The 22,162-nt window shown below is 40.8% G+C and carries 18 protein-coding genes; 10 read left to right on the top strand and 8 right to left on the bottom strand.

Annotated features, from left to right (window positions below):
• The first annotated feature begins 130 nt into the window (after positions 1–130).
• Positions 131–1,372 carry a Zn-dependent hydrolase gene (locus BKG94_RS04395; protein WP_077434609.1) on the top strand — a complete coding sequence of 414 codons (1,242 nt, stop codon included), beginning with the start codon at positions 131–133 and terminating at the stop codon, positions 1,370–1,372.
• A 141-nt stretch (positions 1,373–1,513) separates the two neighbouring features.
• Here the strand turns inward: BKG94_RS04395 and BKG94_RS04400 are convergent, their stop codons facing one another.
• On the bottom strand, positions 1,514–2,236 hold the full coding sequence (locus BKG94_RS04400; protein ID WP_077434611.1) for a transporter substrate-binding domain-containing protein: 723 nt from the start codon (positions 2,234–2,236) through the stop codon (positions 1,514–1,516).
• Positions 2,237–2,464: 228 nt separating this feature from the next.
• Between BKG94_RS04400 and rbsD the strand changes: the two genes are divergently transcribed.
• The 9 genes from rbsD (at position 2,465) to BKG94_RS04445 (ending at position 11,387) form a co-directional block, all read left to right on the top strand.
• Positions 2,465–2,884 (top strand): D-ribose pyranase, encoded by a 420-nt coding sequence (gene rbsD, locus BKG94_RS04405; protein ID WP_077434613.1) that lies wholly within the window; start codon positions 2,465–2,467, stop codon positions 2,882–2,884.
• 14 nt (positions 2,885–2,898) lie between these two features.
• Positions 2,899–4,386 (top strand): ribose ABC transporter ATP-binding protein RbsA, encoded by a 1,488-nt coding sequence (gene rbsA, locus BKG94_RS04410; protein ID WP_077434615.1) that lies wholly within the window; start codon positions 2,899–2,901, stop codon positions 4,384–4,386.
• A gap of 14 nt (positions 4,387–4,400) precedes the next feature.
• A complete protein-coding gene (gene rbsC / locus BKG94_RS04415; protein ID WP_077434617.1) occupies positions 4,401–5,369 on the top strand; it encodes a ribose ABC transporter permease in 969 nt (322 codons plus the stop codon).
• Between the two features lie 22 nt (positions 5,370–5,391).
• Positions 5,392–6,270: a ribose ABC transporter substrate-binding protein RbsB gene (gene rbsB, locus BKG94_RS04420; RefSeq protein ID WP_077434619.1), complete on the top strand. Its 879-nt coding sequence runs from the start codon at positions 5,392–5,394 to the stop codon at positions 6,268–6,270.
• Between the two features lie 86 nt (positions 6,271–6,356).
• Positions 6,357–7,277, top strand: coding sequence for a ribokinase (rbsK, locus tag BKG94_RS04425; RefSeq protein ID WP_077434621.1), 921 nt, complete (start codon positions 6,357–6,359; stop codon positions 7,275–7,277).
• A 27-nt stretch (positions 7,278–7,304) separates the two neighbouring features.
• Positions 7,305–8,321, top strand: coding sequence for a substrate-binding domain-containing protein (locus tag BKG94_RS04430; RefSeq protein ID WP_077434623.1), 1,017 nt, complete (start codon positions 7,305–7,307; stop codon positions 8,319–8,321).
• 154 nt (positions 8,322–8,475) lie between these two features.
• Positions 8,476–8,547: a tryptophanase leader peptide gene (tnaC, locus tag BKG94_RS10130; RefSeq protein WP_077434851.1), complete on the top strand. Its 72-nt coding sequence runs from the start codon at positions 8,476–8,478 to the stop codon at positions 8,545–8,547.
• 98 nt (positions 8,548–8,645) lie between these two features.
• The gene (tnaA, locus tag BKG94_RS04440; RefSeq protein ID WP_077434625.1) at positions 8,646–10,064 is read left to right on the top strand and encodes a tryptophanase; all 1,419 of its coding nucleotides are present in this window, start codon (positions 8,646–8,648) and stop codon (positions 10,062–10,064) included.
• 90 nt (positions 10,065–10,154) lie between these two features.
• Entirely contained in the window at positions 10,155–11,387 is a 1,233-nt protein-coding gene (locus BKG94_RS04445) for an aromatic amino acid transporter (protein WP_077434627.1), read from the top strand.
• Positions 11,388–11,430: 43 nt separating this feature from the next.
• Here the strand turns inward: BKG94_RS04445 and BKG94_RS04450 are convergent, their stop codons facing one another.
• The 7 genes from BKG94_RS04450 to hisA form a co-directional block, all read right to left on the bottom strand.
• Complete coding sequence (locus tag BKG94_RS04450; RefSeq protein ID WP_077434629.1) at positions 11,431–13,089, bottom strand: ABC transporter ATP-binding protein; 1,659 nt, start codon at positions 13,087–13,089, stop codon at positions 11,431–11,433.
• Positions 13,082–14,827 (bottom strand): ABC transporter ATP-binding protein/permease, encoded by a 1,746-nt coding sequence (locus tag BKG94_RS04455; protein ID WP_077434631.1) that lies wholly within the window; start codon positions 14,825–14,827, stop codon positions 13,082–13,084. Before BKG94_RS04455 ends, BKG94_RS04450 begins: the two co-directional genes overlap by 8 nt.
• 72 nt (positions 14,828–14,899) lie before the next feature.
• Positions 14,900–17,227 carry a TonB-dependent hemoglobin/transferrin/lactoferrin family receptor gene (locus BKG94_RS04460; RefSeq protein ID WP_077434633.1) on the bottom strand — a complete coding sequence of 776 codons (2,328 nt, stop codon included), beginning with the start codon at positions 17,225–17,227 and terminating at the stop codon, positions 14,900–14,902.
• 157 nt (positions 17,228–17,384) lie between these two features.
• The gene (gyrB, locus tag BKG94_RS04465; RefSeq protein ID WP_077434635.1) at positions 17,385–19,808 is read right to left on the bottom strand and encodes a DNA topoisomerase (ATP-hydrolyzing) subunit B; all 2,424 of its coding nucleotides are present in this window, start codon (positions 19,806–19,808) and stop codon (positions 17,385–17,387) included.
• 117 nt (positions 19,809–19,925) lie between these two features.
• Positions 19,926–20,543, bottom strand: a complete 618-nt coding sequence (gene hisIE, locus BKG94_RS04470) for a bifunctional phosphoribosyl-AMP cyclohydrolase/phosphoribosyl-ATP diphosphatase HisIE (protein ID WP_077434637.1) — start codon at positions 20,541–20,543, stop codon at positions 19,926–19,928.
• Positions 20,544–20,602: 59 nt separating this feature from the next.
• Positions 20,603–21,376, bottom strand: coding sequence for an imidazole glycerol phosphate synthase subunit HisF (hisF, locus tag BKG94_RS04475; RefSeq protein ID WP_077434639.1), 774 nt, complete (start codon positions 21,374–21,376; stop codon positions 20,603–20,605).
• Complete coding sequence (hisA, locus tag BKG94_RS04480; RefSeq protein ID WP_077434641.1) at positions 21,358–22,107, bottom strand: 1-(5-phosphoribosyl)-5-[(5-phosphoribosylamino)methylideneamino]imidazole-4-carboxamide isomerase; 750 nt, start codon at positions 22,105–22,107, stop codon at positions 21,358–21,360. Before hisA ends, hisF begins: the two co-directional genes overlap by 19 nt.
• Positions 22,108–22,162 lie beyond the last annotated feature (55 nt).

Below are 22,162 nucleotides of genomic sequence, written 5' to 3' on the forward strand. Positions count from 1 at the left end.
AGTTAGTTTTAGCTCATAACATTTAGTACAGGCGGGTCTATAACTCATAGAGAATAAAATGAAAATATCCTTTCAAATCAATACTACCATCACTTGAACGTCAAAAAATAAACAATACAAGGAGAAAACTATGTCGATTAACCTTCAGCGAGTACAGCATTTAATAGAAAAATTAGCGTCAATCTCATCTTCTTCTGATGAACTCACCCGTTTGGCATTTACTCCGGAAGATGAAAAAGCGCACGATGTGATCATTGAATTATGCCGCCAATACAATTTATCAATCAGACGGGATGCTATTGGCAATCTTTTCATTCGTAAAGCAGGAAAAGAGGATCATTTACCTGCTGTTGCATTTGGTTCTCACATTGATACGGTGGTAAATGCAGGAAAATTTGATGGTCCTTTAGGCGTTATTGGGGGATTAGAAATACTTCTTCAATTGTGCGAGCAAAATATCCAAACTCGTTATCCGTTGGAATTAATTATTTTCACCTGTGAAGAATCTAGCCGTTTTAACTTTGCTACCTTAGGAAGTAAAGTCATGTGCGGTCTGGCAAATCAAGAAAAATTAAGTCAACTACGTGATAAACAAGACAATACCCTAGCCGAAGCAATGACTAAACTTGGGATGGACTTTAATTTAATTCATCAAGCTAAACGTGATGGAAAAGATTTTAAATGTTTCTTTGAACTTCATATTGAGCAAGGCCCACGTTTAGAAAATGAAAACAAAACGATTGGTGTTGTCACGGGTATCGCTGCCCCAATTCGTGGAATAGTAAGAATTGATGGACAAGCCGATCATTCCGGTGCAACAGCCATGCATTATCGTCATGATGCCTTATTGGGTGGCGCAGAACTTTCTCTTGCGATTGAACAAGCAGCCATTAAAGCCAAACACTCGACGGTTGCCACTGTAGGAAATCTTTCCGCAAAACCGGGTGTGATGAATGTGGTACCCGGATATTGTGAATTACTCGTTGATATTCGAGGTACAGATATACAAGCCCGTGACTACGTTCTAGAAGTATTACAAAATGAAATCGAAAATGTAGCCCAAAAACGCGGATTATCTATTGAATTCCAACTTATCTCAAAAGATAACCCTGTTGTCCTTCCACAAGAAATGATTGAACAAATTGAAAATGCAGCAAAATCACTTGGTTATTCGTATGAAATTATGCCGAGTGGGGCAGGACACGATGCAATGCATATGGCGACCCTTTGCCCAACAGGTATGATTTTTGTACCATCGCATTTAGGCATTAGCCACAACCCACTGGAATTTACAGAATGGAAAGATATTGAAGCAGGGATTAAAGTTTTACAAAAAGTCGTATTAGAGCAGGCAGAAGTTTGCCAATATTAAGGCTAATCTCTCGTTTTTTCATAATAAAAAATACCTGTTTCTGATTTTATTATTTCAGAAACAGGTAATTACACAAGTTATGAAAAATTCCATCATACTTTAGTCTATTAAAGTGCGGTCGCTTTCCACAACGTTTTTAAACTACTTTTTCATCCATTTATCATAAATTTTTTGATATGCACCTTTTTCTTTAATCGCTTTCAACCCTTGATTTAAGCGGTCTTGCAAAGCTTGATTGGACTTGTTTAATGCAATGCCTACACCGCGCCCAAAATATTTCTCATTGGTCACTTTTTCACCGACAAATTCGATATTTGACTCTTTTGCCATAAGATCTGCTAATAGTGCCGTATCACTCATCACAATATCAATCCGCCCATTTTGTAAATCCAAAATCGCATCTTGTAAATTGACATAAGATTTTGGTGAATATTGAGGCGTTTCAGCAACGGTATATTGCTGGAAGGTCGAACCGTTTTGTACACCGATATTTTTCGCCGTTGCTAAATTCCCTTTGCCTTTCAATGCAATATAGCTCGCAGAACTATCGTAATAAGGATCACTGAATAAAACCTGTTTTTCACGGGACGGGGTAATATCAATTGCCGACATCGCCGCATCAAAGCGTTTTGCTTTCAAACTAGGAATTAACGAATCAAACGGCATCGTTTTAAAATAGCAAATGGATTGAATTTCTTTGCAAATTGCCTGTGCAATATCAATATCAAACCCAATCAACTCACCTTTTTCCGTTGTAACTTCAAACGGGGGATAACTTGGTTCTGTACCAAACGTTAATTCCTCCGCATTGGTAGTAACACTCACCGCGCCTATAAAAATACCGAGTAAAAGTTGTTTTTTCATTGTTATCTCCTGTGTTTGCTTCCTTGGTTATTAAAGTGAATAGATATCAAATAAAACTAAATATATATTCAATTATTATTCATAATAATTTATTTAAACCTTCGTTATTCTGACATAAAAATTCTGTGATCGCTGTCTCAAATTTTAAATTTGGTGATTGTTTTTTTACTTTTTCTCTCTATCATTTATTCATCGAAACGTTTCGATAAACCTTAAAAGGATTTTTCGATGAAAAAAACAACATTACTCAACGCACCACTTTCCCATTGTATTGCCACATTAGGTCATACCGATAGCATTACTATTTGTGATGCCGGATTACCCATTCCCCGCCAAGTAGAACGCATTGATCTTGCGCTCACTGCCGGTGTGCCAAATTTTTTACAAACCTTAGATGTTGTAATCAATGAAATGTTTGTAGAACGTGCAGTGATTGCCGAAGAAATCAAAACTAAAAATCCTCATATTTTGACCGCACTTTTGTCACGCTTTAACCAGCTTGAAGCCAGTCAAGGCAATAAAATTCAACTGGAATTTGTGCCACATGAAACGTTTAAACAACATTCCCAAAATAGCAAAGCTATTGTGCGTAGCGGTGAATGTTCACCTTATGCCAATGTTATTTTGTATTCCGGCGTACCATTTTAATAAAAGGTGAAATGATGGAAACCTTACTCAAAATCAGTGGTGTAGATAAATCCTTCCCCGGAGTGAAAGCCTTGAGCAATGCCTGTTTATCGGTATATGCCGGTCGGGTGATGGCATTAATGGGGGAAAACGGCGCGGGAAAATCCACTTTAATGAAGGTGCTAACCGGTATTTATTCCAAGGATGCCGGAACCATTGAATATCTTGGTAAAGAAGTTCTCTTCAAAGGACCAAAAGCCTCTCAAGAAGCGGGAATTAGCATCATCCACCAAGAATTAAACTTAATCGGTAATTTAACTATTGCAGAAAATATCTTTTTAGGTCGTGAATTTAAAACACAGTGGGGAGCGATCAACTGGCCCCAAATGTACCAAGAAGCCGATAAACTTTTGTCACGTCTAGGCGTAACGCACAGCAGCAAAAAATTATGTTCCGAGCTTTCTATCGGCGAACAGCAAATGGTAGAAATTGCCAAAGCGCTCAGCTTTAAATCCAAAGTGATCATTATGGATGAACCGACTGATGCATTAACCGATACGGAAACAGAGGCTTTATTCAAGGTAATTGGTGAGCTTAAAGCAAAAAAATGCGGCATTGTTTATATTTCTCATCGTTTAAAAGAAATTTTCCAAATCTGCGATGATGTGACGGTTTTACGTGACGGTCAATTTATTGGCGAGCGTACGGTAGCAGATATTAATGAAGATGATTTAATCGAAATGATGGTCGGTCGCCGATTGGACGAACAATATCCCCACCTGACACAAGAAAAAGGTGAATGTGTGTTAGATGTCGCCCACCTCAGTGGAAGCGGTATTGATGATGTTTCGTTTAAACTCTATGGCGGTGAAATTGTCGGGGTGTCCGGTTTAATGGGCGCAGGCAGAACAGAATTAGGCAAAGTGCTTTACGGTGCATTGCCAAAAACGGGCGGCAAAGTGCGGTTAAAAAATCAAGAGATTGAAAATCACCGTCCACAAGATGGGTTAGATCACGGCATCGTCTATATTTCGGAAGATAGAAAAAACGACGGTCTGATTTTGGGAATGTCAGTGAAAGAAAATATGTCGCTCACCTCCCTCGACCATTTTTCGCAAAAGGGGCAAATCCGTCACCAAGTGGAAAAAATGGCGGTGGATGATTTTATTGAGATGTTTAACATCAAAACCCCAAGCCGGGATCAACAAGTCGGTTTGCTTTCCGGCGGTAACCAACAAAAAGTTGCCATTGCCCGAGGCTTGATGACACGCCCCAATGTGCTGATTTTAGATGAACCGACACGAGGTGTGGACGTCGGCGCTCGAAAAGAAATTTATCAACTCATCAATGAATTTAAAAAAGACGGCTTGAGTATTTTAATGATTTCTTCCGATATGCCAGAAGTGCTGGGAATGAGTGATCGCATTTTAGTGATGCGTGAAGGCAAAATCAGTGCGGAATTTTCTCGTAAAGAGGCAACACAGGAAAAATTATTAGCTGCCGCTATCGGCAAATATGAATAGGTAAGGTAAAAATAATGAAAACTGAGACTTCCTGTTTCCAAATGGGCAAATTTTTAATTGAACAGCGTTCATTTATTGCGCTGATTATTCTTATCGCCATTGTATCCACAATGAACCCGAATTTTTTCAGCGTAGATAATATTCTGAATATTTTGCGTCAAACATCAGTCAATGCCATTATCGCTGTGGGAATGACCTTCGTCATTCTAATCGCAGGAATTGATCTTTCCGTGGGTTCTGTTCTGGCATTAACCGGGGCGATCGCTGCCTCTATGGTAAGCCATGAATTGCCGATTTTACTTGTGGTTCCTATGGTTTTATTACTGGGCACAATTTTGGGTGGAATCAGCGGTGTTATCGTGGCAAAAGGAAAAGTTCAAGCCTTTATTGCAACCCTTGTTACCATGACCTTATTACGTGGTGTGACGATGGTTTATACGGACGGTCGCCCGATTACCACCGGTTTTTCTGACAGTGCCGATGTTTTTTCAACTATCGGTACGGGCTATTTTCTAAGCATTCCAATTCCAATTTGGATTATGGCTGCGGTATTTGCGATGGCGTGGTATATCTTAAAACATACCCCGATCGGTCGTTACATTTATGCCCTTGGCGGCAATGAATCTGCCACCCAACTTTCCGGTATTAATGTGAATAAAATCAAAGTGTTTGTATTCGCCGTGAGCGGTTTTTTATCCGCCCTTGCCGGTCTGATTGTGACCTCTCGCCTTTCCTCTGCTCAACCGACCGCCGGTGTATCCTATGAACTGGATGCCATTGCCGCTGTTGTAGTGGGCGGAACTAGCCTTATGGGAGGAAAAGGGCGAGTGATGGGAACCCTCATTGGTGCATTGATTATCGGGTTCTTAAATAATGCCCTGAATTTATTAGATATTTCATCTTACTATCAAATGATAGCAAAAGCGTTGGTTATTCTGGTTGCTGTTTTAGCCGATAACTATCTTGGTACAAAAAAACTGTAACTCATTTTAAGGAGAAAAAACGATGAAAAAATTAACCGCACTTACTTCCGCTGTATTATTAGGTTTATCCCTATCCGGCACGGCTTCCGCACAGGATACCATTGCCCTTGCGGTATCCACATTGGATAACCCTTTCTTCGTCACATTAAAAGACGGTGCACAGAAAAAAGCCGATGAATTAGGCTACAAACTCGTTGTACTTGATTCACAAAATGATCCGGCAAAAGAGCTCGCCAACGTAGAAGATTTAACAGTGCGCGGTGCAAAAGTGCTTTTAATCAACCCGACAGATTCCGAAGCGGTGGGTAACGCTGTAGCGATTGCGAACCGTAACAATATTCCGGTGATCACCCTAGATCGCGGTGCCGCCAAAGGAAATGTCGTGAGCCATATTGCTTCAGATAATGTCGCCGGTGGTAAAATGGCAGGGGATTTTATCGCACAAAAATTAGGTAATGGGGCAAAAGTCATTCAACTTGAAGGAATTGCAGGGACATCTGCGGCACGTGAACGTGGCGAAGGTTTCAAACAAGCGATTGAAACCCATAAATTCAATGTTCTTGCCAGCCAACCGGCAGATTTTGACCGTACCAAAGGTTTAAACGTAACAGAAAACCTACTTGCCAGCAAAGCAGAGGTGCAAGCGATTTTCGCCCAAAATGATGAAATGGCATTAGGTGCATTGCGGGCTGTGAATGCCGCCAATAAAAAAGTGCTGATTGTCGGTTTTGACGGCACAGATGATGGCGTCAAAGCAGTGAAAAGCGGTAAATTAGCAGCGACTATCGCACAACAACCGGAGGTCATCGGTTCATTAGGCGTTGTAACCGCCGATAAAATCTTAAAAGGCGAAAAAGTGGACGCTAAAATCCCGGTAGATTTAAAAGTAATTAGTGAATAATTATTTTCGTCATTTGTATAACGGCTGCCACAAGCCTTTAGGTTTGTGGCAGAAAATTTGCCATAACAATCAATAAGGATTTCAATATGAACAAAAAACTGACTGTTCTTGGCAGTATAAACGCCGATCATGTCATATCCGTACCTTATTTTGCCAAACCGGGAGAAACCCTCACCGGAGAAAATTATCGCATTGCCTATGGCGGGAAAGGAGCAAATCAAGCAGTTGCCGCAGCACGATTAGGGGCTAACGTCGCCTTTATTGGCTGTATCGGCAGTGATGGTATTGGTGAGACCATGAAGAATACATTTGCACAGGAAGGGATTGATACCTCACCGATCACGACAATTCAACAGGAAATGACAGGTATCGCCTTTATTCAAGTTGCGCAATCTGCTGAAAATAGTATTGTTATTGCATCGGGGGCAAATGCTTATTTAGATGAACAAATCGTACGCCAAAACGAAGCACAAATTGCGCAATCCGACGGCTTACTGATGCAGCTTGAAACACCGCTTCCGGCAGTGACACTTGCCGCACAAATAGCGAAAAAACATGGAGTGCAAGTCGTGCTGAATCCGGCACCGGCTCAACCTTTACCCGATAGCTTATTAAGCCAAATTGACATTATTACGCCAAATGAAACGGAAGCTGAAATTCTTACCGGCGTGCAGGTAACAGACGAGCAAAGTGCGGTCAAATCCGCTGAAGTTTTTCATCAAAAAGGGATAAGCTGTGTGATTATTACGCTCGGTGCAAAAGGTGTATTTATTAGCCGAAACGGAGAAAACCGCATTATCAAAGGTTTTTCCGTGCAAGCGGTGGATACCACAGCAGCAGGTGATACCTTCAATGGCGGTTTTGTAACGGCTTTACTGGAAGGGCAATCTTTTGAAGCGGCGATTCGTTTCGCTCAGGCTGCCGCTGCAATAAGCGTTACCCGACCGGGTGCACAGCCTTCTATTCCGACAAAACAGGAAACCTTAGATTTTCTTCGTGATACTTAAAGTGCGGTCAAAAATAGGATTGTTTTTATGGCAACAATGAAAGATATTGCGAGATTAGCAAAAGTTTCTACATCCACCGTTTCCCACGTCATCAATGGCTCACGTTTTGTGAGTGAAGAAATCCGTGAAAAAGTCATGGGTGTGGTGGCAGAACTCAATTACACGCCTTCTGCTGTGGCGCGCAGCTTGAAAGTAAAAGAAACCAAAACGATTGGCTTACTTGTTACTGCGACGAATAATCCTTTTTTTGCCGAAGTGATGGCAGGGGTAGAACAATATTGCCACCAACACCAATATAATCTCATCATTGCCACCACCGGTGGTGATGCAAAACGACTACAGCAAAATTTACAAACACTTCTCCATAAACAAGTGGATGGTTTACTGCTAATGTGTGGTGACAGCCGTTTTAACGCCGATACCGAACTGGCAATTTCTGTACCTTTAGTGATTATGGATTGGTGGTTCAAGGAGCTTAATGCCGATAAAATCCTTGAAAACTCAACATTTGGCGGCTATTTGGCAACAAAAACATTAATTGAAGCCGGACATCAAAATATTGGCATCATCACAGGTAATCTTAAAAAATCAGTGGCGAAAAACCGTTTGGAAGGGTACAAGAAAGCCTTGTCGGAAGCCGAAATCCCATTGAATAATGATTGGCTCATCGAAAGCCATTTTGATTTTGAAGGGGGGATTATCGGTATGCAAAAATTACTTGCGACACCACACCGCCCAACCGCTGTATTTTGTTGTAGCGATGCCATTGCAGTAGGGGCTTATCAAGTACTTCAACAGCAGGGGTTACGAATTCCGGAGGACATTTCTGTCATCGGTTATGATGACATTGAACTTTCCCGCTATCTTTATCCCCCTCTTTCTACCATTAACCAACCCAAAGCCGAATTAGGAAAACTTGCCGTAGAGCTATTGCTCCAACGGATAAAAAACCCAAAGGAGCCTTACCAAACACTAACCTTAAGCCCAACCCTAAAATTACGAAAATCAATAAAAAAGATAAATGATAAAAGCAAAATTATTTAATAATTTTTCGTTACAAATATTATGTGACAAGCTTCACAAATTAAGAAAATAACAGATGACAGATTTTATTTTTGTATTATTCTGATCTAACTTCGCAGTTAGAAGTAAGCCGTTAGTAGTATTAAGTTTCTATTTTTCGATAAAGGATTTTAATATGCTTAACTTACTTTCACCGAACCAAACTTGGGTGCTTATCGATCCAAGACTCTCCTTCTATTTTCCATAATCTACCATTCTTTTCTTTCTATTTATTACAGCTCTATTTTCATTTTAGAAAATAATTTTTTACTTAAATTAATCAGATTAATTTTTGAGGATTTTGCTATGGAAAATTTCAAACATTTACCCGAACCTTTCCGCATTCGTGTTATTGAACCGGTGAAAAGAACAACCCGAGAATATCGAGAAGAAGCAATTTTAAAATCAGGAATGAACCCGTTTTTACTAGATAGTAAAGATGTTTTTATCGATCTTTTAACCGACAGCGGTACCGGTGCGGTAACACAAGATATGCAGGCTGCAATGTTGCGCGGTGACGAAGCTTACAGCGGCAGCCGTAGCTATTATGCACTGGCAAATGCCGTGAAAGAAATTTTTGGCTATGAATACACCATCCCAACTCATCAAGGACGAGGTGCGGAACAAATTTATATTCCGGTATTAATTGCCAAACGTGAGCGAGAAAAAGGCTTGGATCGCCGCAAAATGGTCGTATTTTCCAATTATTTCTTCGATACCACACAAGGTCATAGCCAAATAAATGGGGCAACCGTGCGTAACGTTTATATCAAAGAAGCCTTTGATACTTCAGTCAAATATCCGTTTAAAGGTAATTTTGATTTAGAAAAATTGGAACAAGGTATTCAAGAAGTCGGTGCGAATAATGTGCCTTATATCGTTTGTACCATTACTTGTAACTCCGCCGGGGGACAACCTGTTTCCATCGCTAACTTAAAAGGTATGTATGAAATTGCACGGAAATACGATATTCCGGTAATTATGGATTCCGCCCGTTTCGCTGAAAATGCCTATTTTATTCAGCAACGTGAAGAAGCTTATAAAGATTGGACAATCGAACAAATCACTTACGAAAGCTATCGTTATGCCGATTGCTTGGCAATGTCTGCCAAAAAAGATGCCATGGTGCCAATGGGGGGAATTTTAGCCTTTAAAGATCAATCGATGGAAGACGTTTATCATGAATGTCGCACCCTTTGTGTCGCACAAGAAGGCTTCCCGACTTATGGTGGCTTAGAAGGCGGTGCAATGGAACGTTTGGCAATAGGTTTACGCGATGGAATGCGTCAAGAATGGTTAGCTTATCGCATCGCTCAAATTGAATATTTGGTAGCAGGACTTGAACGCATTGGTGTTGCTTGCCAACAACCCGGTGGACATGCCGCTTTCGTTGATGCCGGTAAATTATTACCACATATTCCGCCGGAACAATTCCCTGCCCAAGCCCTTTCTTGCGAACTTTATAAAGTTGCCGGTATAAGAGCGGTCGAAATTGGTTCATTTTTATTAGGGCGTGACCCAAAAACAGGTGAACAATTACCTTGTCCGGCTGAATTATTACGTCTTACGATTCCGCGTGCGACCTATACACAAACCCACATGGATTTCATTATTGAAGCCTTCCAAAAGGTGAAAGAAAACGCGGCGAATATTAAAGGGTTAACCTTTACTTATGAGCCTAAGGTTTTACGTCATTTCACCGCACGATTGAAAGAAGTGGAATAATAAAATTATCTTAGAAAATGCAGTTCATTTTGAGCTGCATTTTTTTATCAAAGACTTATTTCAATACATTGTTATTGATAAGGATGCAATATGAAAAAACAACCTTCCATTTTCGGTGGTGCCTGTATTATTGCCAGTGTTTGTGTCGGTGCAGGAATGCTTGGATTACCCACCTCAGGCGCAGGCGCATGGACAATATGGTCTGCTGTCGCCATTTGTTTAACGATGGTCGTCATGACATTATCAGGTTGGTTATTACTTGAGGCGTACTCGACTTATGATTTAAGAGCTTCATTTAGTACTGTCACGAAAGATATGTTGGGTTCAACCATTAATGCGATTAACAATCTTGCCGTCTATTTCGTAGGGGGAATTTTACTTTATGCTTACACAACCGCATCCGGCGGTATTATAGAAAACTTAATCAAACCATGGATTGACTTGGGCTCCTCCGGATTAGCCATTTGTTCGACTATATTCGTACTCGTCTTTTCGTATTTTGTTTGGCACTCCACCCGTATCGTAGATCGAATTTCTGTATTACTTATTGTATTTATGGGGATCACTTTTGTTATCAGTATCTATGGTTTAGCGGTTAACATTTCTTTGGATACTCTTTTTGATATTGGCGGAAAAGAGGGCGATTATGCCAAATATGCTATTGGGATGTTTCCTGTTGCTTTAACTTCTTTTGGTTACCATCATTCCGTCTGTAGTATGCGTGCGTATTATGGTGAAGAACGGAAGGCAAAATATGCCATTTTAGGAGGAACAGGAATTGCGCTGACACTTTATCTCATTTGGGTTTTTGTCATTTTTGGCAATCTTCCGCGTGATCAATTTGCCCCTATTTTGGAGAGCGATGGAAATTTAGACGTATTACTTAATTCCCTCGGTAATGTCATTGAATCAAATACAGTGAAACAAATGATAAATGCGTTTTCCATAGCCGCAATTTTATCTTCCTTTATTGGAGTAGGATTAGGTGTATTTGATTATCTTGCCGATTTCTTCAAATTTGACGATAGTAAAATCGGACGTACAAAATCTTGGATGGTCACCTTTTTCCCACCACTTATTATGTCGATCCTATTTCCATTGGGTTTCTTAAAAGCCATTGGCTATGCCGGTGCAGTGGCAACGATTTGGACTTGCATTATTCCGGCACTGTTGGTTTATAAATCAAGAAAACGCCACAACACGACAGAATTTCGCGTTGGCGGAGGAAACGGATTAATTATTTTTACTGTTTTATTTGGCGTATTTGTTGCCATTGTCCACTTTTTAGCGATGTTTAATTATCTACCTAGCTTTAAAGGTTAATTTTGTAATAAAAAAGTGCGGTCATTTTCAACCGCACTTTTCATTAGGACATTCGCCCATTCTCAATACCAATCACCTGATCACAAATTGCCATAGTAGATTGGCGATGGCTGACGAGAATAATCAGTTTATCTGCCTTCACATTGCGTAAGGATTGTAAAATGATCGCTTCGTTTAAACTGTCCAGATTGCTTGTCGGCTCATCCAATAAAATAATCGGTGCATTATGTAAAAAGGCGCGGGCAATGCCGATGCGCTGTTTTTCACCATCGGAAAGATTGCCGCCAAGTTCCGTCATTTTGGTTTGATATCCCTCCGGTAAACTCATAATAAAATCATGAATAGATGCTTGTTTTGCCGCTTCAATGATCTGTTCTTGCGTCGCAGAACGATGGGCAAGGCGGATATTTTCTTCAATCGTGTCATTAAAAATATAGGTTTGCTGGGTAATATACGCCATATTATCACGCAGACTCGCCGTATTAATGTCCGCAAGTGCTGTGCCGTTAATGGAAATTTTCCCTTTTTGCGGATCATAAAAACGCATTAAAAGTTTTAATAATGTACTTTTACCACTGCCGCTTCTGCCGTGAATCCCCAAAATTTGACCTTTTCGTAACTGAAAATTAATGTCCGTGAGAATGTGTTCATCAGCATAAGAAAAACTCAGATTTTCTACGCTAATTTCAGCAACACTTTCCAAATTGACCGCACTTTCTACATCTTTTAATACGGGTTGTTCCGCCAGTAAGCTCAATACCCGCTCGCCCGATGCCAACGTTTGCAATAAATTACTGGAAAGATTACTCAAGGCAATCACCGGACCATAACTCGACATTAATAAAATCGTGCCTATCAAAAAATTGGCAAAATTAATTTCCTCTAAATAGAACAAAATCAAGCCGGTAAATAGAATGATGATATTGAAGGCAGACACCGCTATTTCTGTATAAATTCGTACTTTGCCTTCTTGATCTTTAATTTTGCGAAAAACCTTATCAATGGCTTGACTACGCTGTTGGATTTCCTCTAAACGATTCTGCTCATAGCCGAACAGCTGAATTTCTTTCATTCCACGAATACTGTCGAGGAAAAAATCATTCATTTCACCTACCAGTTCGCGATATTGTCTGCCGTCTTCACGGGCTAATCGGGTGGTGATGATCGGTAAAACCACGCCAATACAAAGATATGCCACAAATGCGACTAAGGCAAACCACAGGGACAGATGGGCAAATACCGCGACTAAGATCGCTGAGGTAAAAAAGGCGATCATAATCGGCGCAATGGTGTGAGCATAAAATACTTCAAGTAATTCAATATCATTGGTTACCAGTGAGACAAGTTGCCCGGCTTGTTTATCCTGCAATTTCACAAATGCCAGACGGCGCAAGGCGGAAAAGACTTTATCACGCAATAATGCCAACAATTTAAAGGCAATATAATGACCGGACATTTGTTCTAAATAACGCAAAACCCCACGGGCAACGGCAAGGGCAATAAGTGCGGTCAAAATTTGGGTTAAATTTAAATGTCCGTCAAAACCGAGCAAATGCGTCAATCCCATCGCCCCCAGTACCATAATAAAAGTCGCACTTAAAAAACCGAGCGTCCCCATTGTGATAGTAAATACCATAATATGTGCGAGGGGTTTTACTAACCGGAGTAACTGCCACATCACTAAAAATCCGTTTTTACGCATTTGCCACCTCTCTAATTTGCTCTAAAGATTTTTGTTGTTGGAACATTTCTGCGTAAGCCCCATTTTCTGCCATTAACGAGGTGTGCGTGCCTTGTTCAATCAATCTGCCTTTATCCAACACATAAATGCAATCCGCATTTACCGCATTAGCAAGGCGGTGGGAAATCATCACAATGGTTTTGTGTTGTTTAAATTGTTGGATAAATTTCAAAATCACTTCTTCACTTTCTACATCAATATTGCTGGTAGCTTCATCAAAAATGTAAAGCATCGCATTATGTAACAATGCCCGAGCCAAGGCTAAACGCTGGATTTGTCCGCCTGATAAATTTGCTCCCCGACTTAATAAAGGCATCGCCAAACCACCATTTTCACGCACAAAATCGGCTAAATTAACCTGCTCCAAACATTGGTAAATTTGCTCATCGGTGGCGCTGTTTTTTGCCATTAGCATATTTTCGCGCAATGTACCTTTAAACAGATAGCTGCTATGGCTCACCAATGAAACATTTTCATAGAAAGAAGTGCGGTCAATTTCAGCGGCGTTTTGCCCATTAAACAAAATTGCCCCTTGTTGCGGCTTGTGAAAACCCATCAACAAAGAAACCAATGTGGATTTTCCGCAACCGCTTTTTCCCACAAACACAGTGAGTTGATTTGGATAAATCATTAAATCCAAGCCCTGAATAGCCGCTTTTTCAGGGGAATAGGAAAAATGTAAATTCTGTATTTCTACTTGCATATTATTTTTTGCAGCCAAACCGACCGCACTTTGTTGTGCTTCGACCGGTGTATCAAGTAAGGTAAAAATTTTATCGGAGGCGGCTTTGCCATTCATTGCCACGTGGAAAAAAGAACCCAATAAGCGTAAAGGAATAAAAAATTCAGAGGCGAGCAAAATAAACAAAATTACGCCAAAAATACTGATTTGTGCCGACTGATATTGCAAAAGTGCGGTTAAAATTCCCACCGCTGCACCGCCATAGGCAAGCAAATCCATTAATGAAACTGAATTGAGCTGCATCGTCAGCACTTTCATTGTAATAGTGCGAAATTGTTCAGCTTCCGCATCCATTTGTTTGGCTTTGTAGCCGTCATCTTGATAAATTTTCAAAGTAATCAAACCTTGTAAGTTATCCAAAAAACTGCTGCCTAGCCCGACATAGATCGCCCAATATTTTGCCAAAAGTTTTTTGGCAATTTTATTTACAGCGATAATAGAGATTGGGATAAGTGGCACACATACCAGCAAGATCAATGCTGTCGGTGCATTAAAAAATACCAAGAAAAAGAATAAGGTGAGTGGAGCAAGTAAGCTATAAAATAGTTGTGGTAAATAACGTCCGAAGTAAATTTCTAACTGTTCCACCCCTTCAGATGCCACTTGAATGATATTTGATGTGGATTGTTGGTTCACTTGATTCAATGGCATAGTTGATAATTTACGGTAAATTAAACCTCTCAATTCGTGCTTCACTCTTGTGCTGGCAAAATAAGATGCCTGTACGGATTTTTTGCCGGAGAAGACTCGCAAGGCAAGTGCCACAACCAAAATTGCACCAAAACCCACCGCACTTGGTATGCTAAGTTTATGCAAAAATGCAGCTTGTAACACATAGGCAAATACCACCGCAGTAACAATACCGCCGACTAACGCAAGCCAATTCCACAGCACGGTTATTGCAATCCATTTTTTGCTCTCCGCCACGGTATTAATCAGGCGTTTATCTATCATCATAATGATTACTCCTAAAACGAAAAGAAGTGCGCAAAATGAGATACGCACTTTTCAATGTAATAACTAAAAAAGCTAGAAACGAATCTCAACGGATGCAGCAAAATTTCTGCCCGGTGCGTAGAAACGTTGAAGCCCATAGCCGTTACGATCAACGGTATTTGTTGTGCTATGTGCATTAATTCCCCGTAACGCATCCCAAGTGTGATATTTTTTATCAAATAAATTATAGACTCCGGCACGCAATGTGATGCTTTCCGTTGGATTGTAATAACCGAACAAATCGGTAATAAAGGCTGATTTATTGAGATATTTATAAGTCACGATTTCCTGTTTAAAATCATACTCTTTACAAATAGAAGTGCCGAACCAATAATCAAATTCTTCGCGAATACAATATCGATTATTCTCAATAGTTTTCGCATCTTTTGCTTTTTTACCGCCTAAATAAGTGAAACGGCTAAAAATCCCCCATTTTCCATTTGGATCTTCATAATCCAGTCCAAATACGGTTTTTATCGGTTGGATAGAAAGTAAACTGGTGCCATTTGAAAGTTTGCCTTTGCTATAACCTAAGGAACCATAAAACTTAAATCCTTTTGGAATAAATGAGACGATTTGATCCAAATTTAAATGGGTCTTAACTTCAATACCGTTCACTCTTGCACGATCAATATTGACCATTTGTTGTTCTAGGCTTTGGAATTTTTTTCCATAAGGATAAGAAATGATCACACTTTCTTGTTCAAATAAGAAATTTCGATAGTGCGACTGATAAATACTGACATCAAATAATCCCATATCACTGTGGGATTGAGCGAAAAGCGTGTGGCTAATGCTTCGCTCAGATTTTAAATCCGGATTTGCCCGCCAAGAACCATAAGCATTTTGAAAGGTGAAATACATTTCCGATGCCGTTGGAATACGATAGCCTGTCGAGAGTTGATAACCTAGTTTCCAGCTTTCCGTCACTTGGGCATTTAGTCCGATAAAACCGCTCCAATTGGCAAAACTGCTTTGGTTGAGTTCTCCACCTTCCAAACAGGCCTTAGAGCATTGTGCATTCAGCGCTTTAGGTTTTAATTTGGCATAGTCATAGCGAATGCCTAAATCAGAAGAAAAAATAGGATTCCAGACAATATGATCTTTTAAAGAAATGCCATACATTTTGGTTTTAACCGGACGTTGAATCGTGTACCAAATATCGCTTTCATAACTTTTCCCAATGCCGATTCTATCGTGGTTGATATTTTTAAATTCACGTTCACTTATATAGCTTCTTAAGGTAAGTGTATGATCAGCCAATAAATTAAACGATATACTTTCAAGTTCTAAATTTGCCCGTTTAAACTCGGTTTTCATTCTTCTATCAAAAATTTCATCGAGTTCTTTTTCTTTCGTTAACCAGTTAGAACCACCTTTATAATTAACAGCCGCAAGATCCGTTTTTTGATAATCCAAATCCAGCTTCGCAAAAGCCAGCCAATTTGATTCAGGCGCATAGGTATAATTCAAATTAATGTTGTAGCGCTTATTTTGATCGTCCGCTTCGCGCCAAGCACCACCGTAAAGCGCATAACTACGTTCATCCGTATAACGATTTCCTTTTTGACCGTTTATCGCAAAGGCAATCCGATGATGATCATTAATTTGATAGCCTAATTTTGCTAAATAGCTATGGAAACGATGTGTTGACGGATCCGGATGTTGACTTTCACTACTGTAATATAAATCCCCTTCACCATTGCTTTTCATTTCATGGCCCGTACGTTGTGAGTACATAAGCAATGCATCAAATTTATCACCAACATAACCTACGCCGAAGGTACGAACCCATTCACTATTTTTTCCGGCATAGCCACCACGTAACAGTGCACCAAATTTGTTGCCCGGTTTAACAATATCTATCGCTTCAAGGGTACGATAAGCCACAACACCGCCTAACGCACCGCTGCCTGAATTAAAGGCATCTGCGCCTCTCACAATATCGATTTCACGCACTAATTCAGAATCAATTGATAAACGTGAACTATTAAAGTTGCCATAACGGGCATATAAAGAATTTTCTTCACTATCCGGTAAATTAACACTATCAATACTTATTCCAACCCGATTTCCTTCAACTCCCCGAATCGAAAAACCTTTTAAAAAACGGCCGTTATCACTGATACCGACATCAGAGGTATATCGGACTAAATCTCGAGTATCACGAATCAATTCTTTTTGAATCGTTTCTGCATTTTTATGAATCACTGAGGATTGTGTTTGACGGGTTGAAGTCAGCTCATCTTGAACTCTAATTTCATCCAATTTTTCTTCTGCATTTGCTAAATTAATACCCGACAAAACAATACTTATAGGCAATAGACTATAGGCTGTTACTAATACTTTATATTTTTTCATTCTCATTTCCCTAGATTATTAAAATGAGAATGATTATAAAAAACTAAATTAAATAAAAATAGATTTTATTGATAATAATTTTCATTTTGTGATATTTATCAAAAAAAAACGCACTTCATTTCTAAAGTGCGTTGATTTTTTACTCTATTTTTCTAGATTAAATATCCAAATTTGCTCTTAGCGCATTAAGCTCAATAAACTCACGGCGCGGCTCTACTTCATCGCCCATTAAGGTGGTGAAAAGTTGATCTGCTGCAACGGCATCTTTAATAGACACTTTCAACATACGGCGGGCATTCGGATCCATAGTGGTTTCCCAAAGTTGATCCGCATTCATTTCACCCAATCCTTTATACCGTTGTACTTCCAAGCCTTTGCGTGATTCTTTCACTAACCATTCTACGGCTTGCTCAAAGGTGCGTACCTGTTGAACTTTTTCACCGCGAGCAACATAAGCTCCGTCCTCTAATAGCCCATTTAATTGTGTATTGAGTGAAACGATTTTTGCATATTCATTACCACTGACAAAATCAAAGTTAATAAAGTAATCGTTATCTATACCGTGTTTACGAACAGTAATAATCGCTTCATAAACCTGACGTTCAGCATTAAATTGAGTACGCATTGCATACTGATGGGCTTCCGTTTCTTTTTCTTCAAGTAATTGAATAAAAGATTTTCCCCAATTTTCAACCGCACTTTCTTCACGCATCATCTCAACAGAAAGCGGCGGTTGATAAATCAATCCTTGCAATAAAGGGGTTGGATAATGACGGCTTAAACGCACAATCAATTTTTGTACGCTGTTATATTCCGCCACCAATTTTTCAAATGCAAGAGCATTCATTGCCGGTGCATTTTCGCTGATATGCAACGCTGCACCATCTAGAGCAAGGGTTAATTCATATTGCTCCATTTCATCCGCATCTTTAATGTAACGCTCTTGTTTACCTTTTTTCACTTTATAAAGCGGTGGTTGGGCAATATACACATAACCACGCTCAATAAGCTCCGGCATTTGGCGATAGAAAAAGGTGAGTAAAAGTGTACGAATATGTGAGCCATCCACATCAGCATCGGTCATAATGATGATGTGATGATAACGCAATTTATCCGGGTTATATTCATCACGCCCGATGCCACAACCCAATGCGGTAATCAACGTTCCCACTTCTTGAGAGGAAAGCATTTTGTCAAAACGGGCTTTTTCAACGTTTAGAATTTTCCCTTTTAATGGCAAAATGGCTTGAGTTTTACGATCACGCCCTACTTTTGCCGAACCGCCTGCGGAATCACCCTCCACTAGGTAAAGTTCTGACAGCGCAGGGTCTTTTTCTTGGCAGTCCGCAAGTTTGCCCGGTAACCCTGCAATATCCAATGCCCCTTTACGGCGTGTCATCTCACGGGCTTTACGTGCCGCTTCACGGGCACGTGCTGCCATAATAATTTGATTTACAATGATTTTCGCATCAGCAGGGTTTTCCAACAAATATTCCTGCATTTTCTCATTCATTGCCGATTCCACCGCACTTTTCACTTCGGAGGAAACCAATTTATCTTTCGTTTGCGAAGAAAATTTTGGGTCAGGCACTTTCACAGAAATAATCGCCACTAAACCTTCACGAGCGTCATCACCTGAAGTGGAAACTTTTTCTTTTTTCAACAAACCTTCATTTTCCATATAACTGTTCAGGCTACGGGTCAATGCACCACGGAAACCGGCTAAGTGCGTGCCACCATCACGCTGCGGAATATTATTGGTAAAACAATAGACGTTTTCATTCACGCCATCATTCCACTGCAATGCCACTTCCACACCAATGCCGTCTTTTTCTGCGGTGAAATAAAAAGGTTTTGGGTGAATTGGGTTTTTATTTTTGTTTAAATATTCAACGAAAGCCTGAATTCCCCCTTCATAGTGGAAATGATCTTCCGTACCATCACGTTTATCTACCAAACGAATAGATACACCGGAATTTAAAAATGAAAGTTCACGTAAGCGTTTTGCCAGAATTTTGTAATCAAAGGTTGTTATCGCAAAAATATCAGGGCTCGGCCAAAAACGCACACTCGTTCCGGTTGCCTCTGTATCACCGATAATCGTCAGTGGCGTTTGCGGTTCGCCTAAATGATAAAACTGTTCATGAACATGACCTTGGCGGCGGATGGTAAGCTGTAATTTATCCGATAAAGCATTGACAACGGATACCCCCACACCGTGCAAACCACCGGATACTTTATAAGAGTTATCATCAAATTTACCACCGGCGTGCAACACGGTCATAATCACTTCTGCCGCGGAAACGCCTTCTTCCGGATGGATATCCACAGGAATACCACGCCCGTCATCTTGAACAGAAACGGAATTATCATCATGAATCGTTACGATAATATCAGAGCAGTAGCCCGCCAAGGCTTCATCAATAGCATTATCCACCACTTCAAACACCATATGATGCAAACCGGTGCCATCATCGGTATCACCGATATACATCCCCGGGCGTTTACGAACGGCATCAAGCCCTTTTAATACTTTAATGCTGGATGCACCATAGTTATCGGTCGTGGTAGTTTCTGACATAATTAATCTCTATTTTTGTAAATGAAAATTAGGCAAGATTATAGCAAAAAATGTGCTAATTAGCGAATAATAACCAAAAAGCACCTTTTCTTAAAAGCTAGACTTACAATGCGAAAATTATCCGGTATGACGCTCTTTCAATTTACTAATTACATCTTCCCAAGCTAAATTGGCATCTTGCAATAACACCGTTAGATGATAAGCCAGATCCGCCGCCTCGCAAATGGTTTCTTCACGATCTTTCACTGTCGCCGCAAGCGCCGTTTCCACCCCTTCCTCGCCGACTTTCTGTGCGATCCGTTTTGTGCCTTTCGCATAAAGCTCGGCGGTGTAGGAACTTTGCGGATCGTTCCCTTTACGACTGGCAATCAAACGCTCCAATTTGCTGAAAAAAATCCAATCTGGTTCGCTGTCGTGGATAAATTGGTGGAAACAACTTTCCGCACCCGTATGGCAAGTTTCTCCTATCGGATCGGCAAGAATTAACAGGCTGTCATTATCACAATCAAGGCTCATATCCACCACGTTAAGAAAATTGCCTGAGGTTTCTCCCTTTGTCCATAGCCGCTGTTTTGTACGGGAATAGAAGGTAACTCTTTTTTCAGCGAGTGTTTTTTCTAAGGCTTCAGAGTTCATATAACCGAGCATTAGCACTTCGCAGGTTTTTACATTTTGCACGATAACGGGGAGTAAATTATTGACTTTTTGCCAGTTGATTTGAGTTGGGTTTAGCATATTGTTCCTCTTGATATTGATAAAATTTTTGCAATATTTTTTATGTTTTTGACCGCTTATTATGCTCGGATTGCAATATCAAATTGGGCTAAGTAGGCTTTCAACTCCCCAATCTGAATAATCTGTTTATGAAACACACTCGCCGCCAATGCACCGTCTACCTTTGCCTCTACAAACGCATCGCGGAAATGCACCATTTCGCCCGCACCGCCTGAAGCAATCAAAGGGACATTGCAAACCGACCGCACTTTTTTGAGCTGTTCCAAATCGTAACCCTTCCGCACACCGTCTTGGTTCATCATATTTAACACAATTTCCCCAGCGCCCCGTTTTTGCACCTCTTTGACCCAATCAAGCAACTGCCATTGGGTTTGGCGAGTCCGTTTTTCATCGCCTGTGTATTGATTGACCCAGTATTTGCCCGTTTCTTGCTCAAACCAGCTATCGATCCCGACCACGATCGCCTGCACACCAAAACGATCCGCAAGGCGCGAAATCAGATCGGGATCCGCGAGGGCGGGTGAATTGATCGAGATCTTATCCGCCCCAAAGGCAAACAGTTTTTCCGCATCTGCTACCGTCTTGATACCGCCTGCCACGCAAAACGGAATATCAATCACTTGGGCGACCCGCTCCACCCAGCTTTTATCCACTGTGCGACCGTCCGATGAAGCCGTAATGTCATAAAACACCAGCTCGTCCGCCCCTTCCTGCGCATAACGTTGTGCAAGCGGAACGATGTCGCCGATAATTTCGTGGTTGCGAAACTGCACGCCCTTTACCACTTGCCCGTCTTTCACATCTAAACAAGGAATTATCCGTTTTGCCAACATTCTATCGCCTCCGCCACGTTGAATTTTCCTTCGAGTAATGCCCGCCCGACAATCACGCCTGCCACGCCTGTATCTTTAAGGGCAGCAATATCCGCTAGGCTACCAATTCCGCCTGACGACTGAAATTGTACCTCAGGGAAAGCGGTGCAAATTTCGTGATAAAGTGCAACGTTTGACCCCGCCAGCGTGCCATCACGGGAAATATCGGTGCATAAAACGTGCGCTAATCCCACTTCACAAAAGTCGTCAATCAAGGCTTCAAGGGACACCCCGCTTGCCTCTTGCCAACCGCTAATTGCCACAATTTTTTGACCGCTTGCATCAATATTGACATCTAATGCCAGCACAAATTTTTCTGCACCATATTGATTGAACCAGCCTTTGACCAATTCGGGTTGCTTAACCGCCGTTGAACCAATCACCACGCGATTTGCCCCAACCGCCAGTAAATCCGCCACATCTTGCTCTGAGCGAATACCGCCACCGACTTGGATAGGGCATTGGACTTGCGCGATAATTTCACCGATTAGCTTGGTTTGGCGTTTAGTTGGGTCTTTCGCCCCTGTTAAATCCACCAAATGAAGCTGTTTTGCCCCCTGACGCACGTAATCCTGAAATTGTGCCACGGGATTATCGCTATACAAGGTTTTTTGGGCATAATCGCCCTGATATAACCGCACAACTTGACCGTCAATTAAGTCAAGGGCGGGGATAATTTGTGAGGTTTGCATATGGTTTTAATTCTCCTACCTATATGTGCCTAGGGTAACAAGTCACCCTAGGTTA

Origin of the sequence: Rodentibacter ratti, from assembly GCF_002000485.1 — a bacterium.
GTDB lineage: Bacteria > Pseudomonadota > Gammaproteobacteria > Enterobacterales > Pasteurellaceae > Rodentibacter > Rodentibacter ratti.

Coding starts and splice junctions, on each gene's coding strand:
- BKG94_RS04395 (WP_077434609.1), top strand. CDS start 131: ATGTCGATTAACCTTCAGCGAGTACAGCATTTAATAGAAAAATTAGCG.
- BKG94_RS04400 (WP_077434611.1), bottom strand. CDS start 2,236: ATGAAAAAACAACTTTTACTCGGTATTTTTATAGGCGCGGTGAGTGTT.
- rbsD (WP_077434613.1), top strand. CDS start 2,465: ATGAAAAAAACAACATTACTCAACGCACCACTTTCCCATTGTATTGCC.
- rbsA (WP_077434615.1), top strand. CDS start 2,899: ATGGAAACCTTACTCAAAATCAGTGGTGTAGATAAATCCTTCCCCGGA.
- rbsC (WP_077434617.1), top strand. CDS start 4,401: ATGAAAACTGAGACTTCCTGTTTCCAAATGGGCAAATTTTTAATTGAA.
- rbsB (WP_077434619.1), top strand. CDS start 5,392: ATGAAAAAATTAACCGCACTTACTTCCGCTGTATTATTAGGTTTATCC.
- rbsK (WP_077434621.1), top strand. CDS start 6,357: ATGAACAAAAAACTGACTGTTCTTGGCAGTATAAACGCCGATCATGTC.
- BKG94_RS04430 (WP_077434623.1), top strand. CDS start 7,305: ATGGCAACAATGAAAGATATTGCGAGATTAGCAAAAGTTTCTACATCC.
- tnaA (WP_077434625.1), top strand. CDS start 8,646: ATGGAAAATTTCAAACATTTACCCGAACCTTTCCGCATTCGTGTTATT.
- BKG94_RS04445 (WP_077434627.1), top strand. CDS start 10,155: ATGAAAAAACAACCTTCCATTTTCGGTGGTGCCTGTATTATTGCCAGT.
- BKG94_RS04450 (WP_077434629.1), bottom strand. CDS start 13,089: ATGCGTAAAAACGGATTTTTAGTGATGTGGCAGTTACTCCGGTTAGTA.
- BKG94_RS04455 (WP_077434631.1), bottom strand. CDS start 14,827: ATGATGATAGATAAACGCCTGATTAATACCGTGGCGGAGAGCAAAAAA.
- BKG94_RS04460 (WP_077434633.1), bottom strand. CDS start 17,227: ATGAAAAAATATAAAGTATTAGTAACAGCCTATAGTCTATTGCCTATA.
- gyrB (WP_077434635.1), bottom strand. CDS start 19,808: ATGTCAGAAACTACCACGACCGATAACTATGGTGCATCCAGCATTAAA.
- hisIE (WP_077434637.1), bottom strand. CDS start 20,543: ATGCTAAACCCAACTCAAATCAACTGGCAAAAAGTCAATAATTTACTC.
- hisF (WP_077434639.1), bottom strand. CDS start 21,376: ATGTTGGCAAAACGGATAATTCCTTGTTTAGATGTGAAAGACGGGCAA.
- hisA (WP_077434641.1), bottom strand. CDS start 22,107: ATGCAAACCTCACAAATTATCCCCGCCCTTGACTTAATTGACGGTCAA.